Raw genomic sequence first — 6,578 nt, 5'->3', positions numbered from 1 at the left:
GGTGCAGTCCGAGGGCGTGGGCGTCGTGGGTGAGGGGCGAGGGGGCGGCGCCGGGGAGCGCGGCCGGCACGAGGCAGACGACGTCGCTGCGGGCGGCGAGGGCCATCGCGGCCAGATGACCGGGAAGGACGACGCTGACCCGCCGGTGCAGGCCCCGCTCGGCCAGGGCGGTGTCGAGCGGTCCGGTGAACCGGCCCCGGCGGCTGACCGCGACATGCTGGGCGGCCGCGAACCGGTCCGGGGTCAGCGGCCCCTCGGTGAGCGGATGCCCCGACCGGACGGCGGCCACCATACGGAGGCCGACCAGGTCCTCGACCTGGGTCTCGGGGTCCACATGGTCGATGGCTCCGATCTCCAGGTCGATCCGGCCGTCGCGCAGAGCGGGCCCCGCCTCCAGTTCCTCGGCCCGGATCCGGAACGAGACGCCCGGCGCCTCCCGCTGGGACAGCCGCAGCAGCCCCGGGGCCAGCGCCGCGCCGACCAGATCGGCGGCCTGAAGGGTGAAGGTGCAGTTGAGGCCGGCGGGGTCGACGCTCGCGCCGGGACTGAGCAGCGCGCCGAGGCCGCGCACCACCGCGGCGGCCTCCTCGCGCAGGGCCTGGGCGCGTGGGGTGGGAACCATGGTCTGCCCGGCCCGCACCAGGAGGGGGTCCTGAAGGACGCGGCGCAGCCGGGCCAGGGTGCGGCTCATGGCGGCGGGCGAGGTGTGCAGACGTGCGGCGGCGCGCGTCACGCTCTGCTCGGCCAGCAGGGCGTCCAGCGCGATGGCGAGATTGGCGTCGATGACCGGATCAGGGCTGCTCACCAGCGTTATTCCATTTCAGTCAATGATGCCGTGCCGAAGTTCCCATTGTGGCAGCACCGGGCCGCTCAGCAGGATGAGAGACGTACCCGATCAGCACGACCCACGAGGTATTTCATGATCGTCATTACGGCTCCCACCGGGAACATCGGCCGTCAGCTGCTCTCCCTGCTCCTGGAGTCCGCCCCCGCCGCGGGCGAGGAACTGCGCGTGATCGTGCGTGATCCCGCCCGGCTTCCGGACGCGGCGCGCGGACGCGTCGAGGTGGTCACCGGCTCGCACGCCGAAGCCGATGTCCTCGACCGGGCCTTCGAGGGCGCGGACGCCGTCTTCTGGCTCGTCCCCCCGGACGCCTCGCTGGCCCCGCAGGACGCCTACACCGGTTTCACCCGCCCCGCCGCCGAGGCGCTCAGGGCCCATGGCGTCGGCCATGTCGTCGGTGTCTCCGCGCTCGGCCGCGGCACCCCGCTCGCCGACCGGGCAGGACTTGTCACCGCCTCGCTGGCCATGGACGACCTGATCGCCGGCACGGGCGTCGCCTACCGGGCCCTGGCCAACCCGTCCTTCTTCGAGAACCTCTTGGAGGAATGCGACTCGATCCGCGAGAAGGGCGTCTTCACCGACTCCGTCGACCCCGACCGCAAGGCCCCCTTCGTCGCCGTCGCCGACATCGCGGCGGCCGCCGCCGGCCTGCTCCTCGACCGCTCCTGGACCGGCACCGGCAGCGTCCCGGTCCTCGGGCCCCAGGACCTGTCGCCCAACGACATGGCCCGCATCATGACCGAACAGCTCGGCCGCCCCGTCCGCTACGAACGCCGGCCGCTCGACGAGCTGTACACCACGCTCGTCGGCTACGGCCTCCACGAGGCGTTCGTGCAGGGCGTCGTCGACATGAAGCGGACCAAGGACGAGGGCCTCGACGCCGGTGTCGCCCGCACCCCGGACACCGCATCCGCCACCGGCTTCGAGCAGTGGTGCGCCCAAATCCTCAAGCCCGCCGTCCTCTCCTGAAGCCCGACACCACCCCCTTGCGGAGGCATCTCCATGCCCATGGACACGACCGGCGATCCCGTTGACACGACCGGCGACACCGAACCGCCCGTCACGGCGTTCATGCTCGTCAAGACCACGCCCGAATGGCTCGCCCTGACCGTCCAGGAACGCGTGGACGCCTTCACCACCCAGGTCCTGCCGGCCATCGAGGCCCGGACCACCGGCGTCCGATCACGCTTCTACGACACCGAGTTCTACTCCGTCCGCGTCACCGACGTATGGGTGTGGGAGGCCAAGGACCACCACGCCTACCAGCTCCTCGTCGACGCCCTGCGCGAAACCCCGTTCTGGGACCGCTACTTCGAGATCGTCGACCTCCTCGTCGGCACCGAGAACGGCTACGCGCGGACGTACGGCCTGGAACCCGTGGCCACCATCGTCACCTGACCCCCTGTCGCAGCACATCTGAAGCATGCCGGGCCCCGGTCGGCAACTCGCGGGAACCCGAGCCCGCTTCGCGCCGACTACTGCATCGGAGCCCGCCCCACGGGCACACGCCTCACGCAAGGAGCCCGCATGTCGATGAACCGGCCGGCCGCTGCCGCCGCCCTGGCCGCAGCGCTCTGTCTGCTGACGGCCGGGTGCGGATCGCCGTCCGCCGACAAGGCGACCGACACGACGGCCGCGGCCTCGGCGACCGGATACCCGGTGACCCTCGACAACTGCGGTGTGAAGGAGACCTTCGCGAAGGCACCCAGCCGGGTCGTCGTGATGAACGGCGCCTCCGTCGCCGAGGTCTCCACCCTGCTCTCCCTCGGCCTCGGCGACAGGATCGTCGCCAACGAGCAGAGCTACGGCATGTCCGAGGTGCCGGGCCGGGCCGCGGCGATCAAGAAGCTTCCCACGGGAGGCGTGAAGCTCAACGACGCCTACGACATCCCCCGCGAGGCCATGCTCGGACTACGCCCGGATCTGGTGCTGTCCACGACGTCGTACGGCTTCGACCAGAAGAACGGCTTCGCCACCCGAGGGCAGTTGAAGGACGTCGGCGCCAACACCTATGTCTCGCCGCGGGGTTGCGCCCAGGACACGTCCGGGATGACCATCGCCGACAGCTACCGGCTGCTGCGCGACATGGGCAAGGTCTTCGGCGTGAGCGACAGGGCCGAGAAGCTGATCGCCGCCTCCGAGAAGAACATCACGGCCGTCACCGCCAGGGTGAAGGGGGAGAAGAAGCCGAAGGTCATGGTGCTCTTCTCCAACATGTCCATGGGCGGCAACGACTTCAGCTCGGTCGTCGCCAAGGGCATCTACAACGACATCCTGGCCAGGGCGGGCGGCTCCAACGCCTTCGAGAACGCCTCCAGGACCTCCTTCGCCGACCTGAGCAAGGAGAAGGTGGCCGCCACCGACGTCGACGCGCTCGTCGTCATCGGCTACAACGACCCGAACCCGGCGGCCTACGCCAGGAAACTGCTCAAGGAGTTCCCCCAGTGGCCGGCCGCGAAGAACAACAAGTACGTGACGCTGTCCGACTCGATGTACCTCGGCCCCAGCAACGACGTGGCCGTTCGGAAGATCGCTCGGATGCTGCACCCGAACGCCTTCTGACCCGGCTCAGGGCCCCGCTCGCCTTCGCCCTGCTGCCCGTCGCGCTGGTCGCCACCATGATCGTGGCGATCAGCATCGGCGCGGTCGACGTGCCCGTCGGCGATGTGTGGGGGATCGTCCTCCACCATGTCACCGGCGCGCGGACGGGGCCCGCCGACCCCGCCCTCGACCAGATCGTCTGGAACTTCCGCACCCCGCGGGTCGTCCTGGCCGCCCTGGTCGGCGCGGGCCTCGCCGTGTCCGGCGCGGTGCTCCAGACCGTGGTGTCCAATCCGCTGGCCGACCCGATCGTGCTGGGCTTCTCCTACGGCGCCACGCTCGGCGCGGTCCTCGTCATCACCCTCGGCGGTGGCGTCGCGCTCGCCGGACTGGGAGTGTCGGCGGCGGCCTTCCTCGGTGCGGTGGCCGCCGGAGCCCTGGTCTTCGCGCTGGGCCGGCGCCATGGACGGATGGCGCCGACCCGGTTGGTCCTGGCCGGTGTCGCCGTCGGCTACGTCTTCCTCTCCGCGACCAGCTTCGTGCAACTCCAGGCGACCCCGACCGAGTTGCGGACGGTGATGTTCTGGATGCTGGGCAGCGTCGCGGGCGCACAGTGGGACCAACTCCCCACGGTGGCAGCGGTCGTGCTCGCCACGACCACGCTGCTGTCCCTGTTCGGCCGCCGCCTCAATGTGCTGCTGGCCGGCGACGAATCGGCGACCGCGCTCGGCGTCGACGTCAACCGGCTGCGCGCCGTCCTCCTGGTCCTCAGCGCGCTGCTGACCGGCACGGTCATCGCGGTCGCCGGCAGCATCGGCTTCGTCGGACTGATGATCCCGCACCTGGTGCGGCTGACCACCGGCGCCGACCACCGCCGGCTGCTGCCCCTGACGGCCCTGCTGGGGGCCCTCTACCTGGTCCTCGTCGACCTGCTCTCCCGCACCCTGGACCGCCCCGACGAACTGCCCCTGGGCATCCTCACCGCACTCCTCGGCGCCCCCTTCTTCCTGTGGCTGCTGCGCCGCGACAAGGGCCTGGACTGAACCATGGAACTCATCGTCGACCGGCTCCACGTCACCCTCGACCGCAACCCGATCCTGCGCGGCGTGAGCCTCGAAGTCGGCCAGGGCGACGTCGTCGGACTCGTCGGACCCAACGGCAGCGGCAAGTCCACCCTGCTGCGCACCGTCTACCGCGCACTGCGCCCGGCGACCGGTGTCGTCCGGGTGGGCGACGACGACGTGTGGGAACTGTCTCCCCGTGCGGCGGCCCGCCGTACCGCGGCCGTCCTCCAGGACACCGGCGGCAACACCACCGGCCTGACGGTCACCGAGATCGTGTCCCTCGGCCGCGCCCCCCACCACGGGCTGCTCGGCCGCGACGGCACCGAGGACCACAAGGCCGTGGCCGACGCCCTCGACCGCTGCGGCGTACGACCCTTCGCGGACCGGGACCACGCCTCCCTTTCCGGCGGCGAGCGGCAACGCGTCCTGCTGGCCCGGGCGTTGGCTCAGAAACCCAAGCTCCTCGTCCTGGACGAACTCACCAACCACCTGGACATCCGGGCCCGGTTCGAGCTGCTGGACCTGATCCGTGCCACCGGTGTCACCACGCTCGCCGTCCTGCACGACCTCGATCTCGCCGCCCGTCTCTGCGACCACCTCGTCGTCCTGCGCGCCGGAACCGTGGCCGCGGCGGGACCGGTCCTCAAGGTGCTCACCCCGGACCTCCTCGCCGATGTCTTCGGCGTCCACGCGCACACCGAACGGCACGCCGACGGCGTCATCCGGATCACGTACGCGGCCCGACCGCTCGCGCGGGACGTGGACCCCCGGGATCACCCATGTCGGCGTGACGGCACCCCTGTCGCCATGCCGCCACCGGGCACGCCCGCCCCGGACCGGGCGCGGTCCCCGAAGTGACCCGAGGCCGACGACGTGTGGGTGCGGCCGCCCCCGTGCTCCGGCTGCGACGGCAGGACAACCGGAGGAGGATGGTTCCGCGCGGACTGTCAGGGCCCGGACCACCGGGAACCTGCCTTCAGCGCTGCCGAGCGAGGTGTGCCGACGGAAGGCCCCGGCGATGAGCGGCGAAGGGCGATGAGCGGCGAAGCGTGGGCCGGCGTGGCGGTGGCGGGCGTCACGGCCGCGTACGCGCTCTGCTCACGGCGGCTGGCATCGTCCCCCGTGTCGTCGGCGATGGTGTTCGTCGGCTGCGGGATCCTGCTCGGTCCGGTGGCGCTCGACATCGTCGACCTGAAGCACAACTCCGAGCCGATCATCGCACTGCTCGAAGCGGCGCTCACCCTGGTGCTGTTCACCGACGCCATGACGGTCCGAAGACGGGATGTGCGGACCGACGGCTTTCTCCCGGCCCGGCTTCTGAGTATCGGTCTGCCGCTGAGCATCGGGGCAGGGTGGCTGCTCGCGTGGCCCCTGCTGCCCGGGCTGACCCTATGGGAACTCGCCCTGGTCGGCGCCGTCCTCGCGCCCACGGACGCGGCCCTCGGCAAGACCGCGATGTCCAGTCCACGAGTCCCCGCGCTGGTCCGGCACGGCCTCAATGTGGAGAGCGGTCTGAACGACGGCATGGTGCTGCCGTTCTTCGTGCTCTTCCTCGCCGTCATACCCGGCACGTCCGCCGCGCGAGAGGGCGCGTCCGGTGTCTTCTGGCGTGCGTTGGTGCTCAGTTCGGTGCTGGGATTCCTGGTCGGCGCCGTCGGCGGCCGGCTGTTGCGCGCGGCGCGGTCACGGGGATGGGTCTCGGGGGAGTGGGCGCAACTGTTCGTCCCGGCCGTCGCCACGGCCGCGTACGCACTGGCGCTCGTGGTGAACGGCAGCGGCTTCATCGGCGCCTGGATCGGCGGCTTCGCCTTCGGTTCCGCACTGCGGCGGCTTCCCGCCACCGAAAGCCGGTTCCCGACCGCCGAACGACGGCTCCCGACCGTCGAAAGCAGGCTCCCGGACACCGACCGCCAGGAGAGCCCCGGCCCCTCGCCGGACGCCCCCGACCCCGCCGCCCATTTCACCGAGCACCTCGGCGAACTCCTCGCCTCACTCAGCCTGCTGGTCTTCGGCGCCGTACTGCTCGGCCCGACACTGGAGCACCTGAGCTGGCGCATCGTCGGCTATGCGATTCTCAGCCTCACCGTCGTCCGCATGGTGCCCTTGGCCTTCGCGCTCGCCGGCAGCGG

7 protein-coding genes are annotated in these 6,578 nt (G+C 71.3%); 6 read left to right on the top strand and 1 reads right to left on the bottom strand.

The window, feature by feature from the left end; translation table 11 throughout:
• The coding region (locus CCN72_RS34035) for a LysR family transcriptional regulator (protein ID WP_167408741.1) at positions 1–814 on the bottom strand (814 nt) is incomplete at its 3' end.
• A gap of 105 nt (positions 815–919) precedes the next feature.
• Here CCN72_RS34035 and CCN72_RS34030 point away from each other — a divergent pair.
• The 6 genes from CCN72_RS34030 to CCN72_RS34005 form a co-directional block, all read left to right on the top strand.
• On the top strand, positions 920–1,813 hold the full coding sequence (locus tag CCN72_RS34030) for an NAD(P)H-binding protein (RefSeq protein ID WP_086812160.1): 894 nt from the start codon (positions 920–922) through the stop codon (positions 1,811–1,813).
• A gap of 39 nt (positions 1,814–1,852) precedes the next feature.
• Positions 1,853–2,242 carry a darcynin family protein gene (locus CCN72_RS34025; RefSeq protein ID WP_086812164.1) on the top strand — a complete coding sequence of 130 codons (390 nt, stop codon included), beginning with the start codon at positions 1,853–1,855 and terminating at the stop codon, positions 2,240–2,242.
• Positions 2,243–2,371: 129 nt separating this feature from the next.
• On the top strand, positions 2,372–3,406 hold the full coding sequence (locus tag CCN72_RS34020) for an ABC transporter substrate-binding protein (RefSeq protein WP_086812158.1): 1,035 nt from the start codon (positions 2,372–2,374) through the stop codon (positions 3,404–3,406).
• Positions 3,407–3,462: 56 nt separating this feature from the next.
• Positions 3,463–4,428: a FecCD family ABC transporter permease gene (locus tag CCN72_RS34015; RefSeq protein ID WP_086812156.1), complete on the top strand. Its 966-nt coding sequence runs from the start codon at positions 3,463–3,465 to the stop codon at positions 4,426–4,428.
• 3 nt (positions 4,429–4,431) lie between these two features.
• Positions 4,432–5,307, top strand: coding sequence for an ABC transporter ATP-binding protein (locus tag CCN72_RS34010; protein WP_086812154.1), 876 nt, complete (start codon positions 4,432–4,434; stop codon positions 5,305–5,307).
• Between the two features lie 177 nt (positions 5,308–5,484).
• Positions 5,485–6,578 (top strand): cation:proton antiporter domain-containing protein (locus tag CCN72_RS34005; protein WP_086812152.1); only part of this gene is annotated, 1,094 nt, incomplete at its 3' end.

It is taken from the genome of Streptomyces murinus, from assembly GCF_002154555.1.
Lineage (GTDB): Bacteria > Actinomycetota > Actinomycetes > Streptomycetales > Streptomycetaceae > Streptomyces > Streptomyces murinus.
Note: the sequence above shows the minus strand (reverse complement) of the source record. Positions and strands in the feature narration are given on the sequence as shown.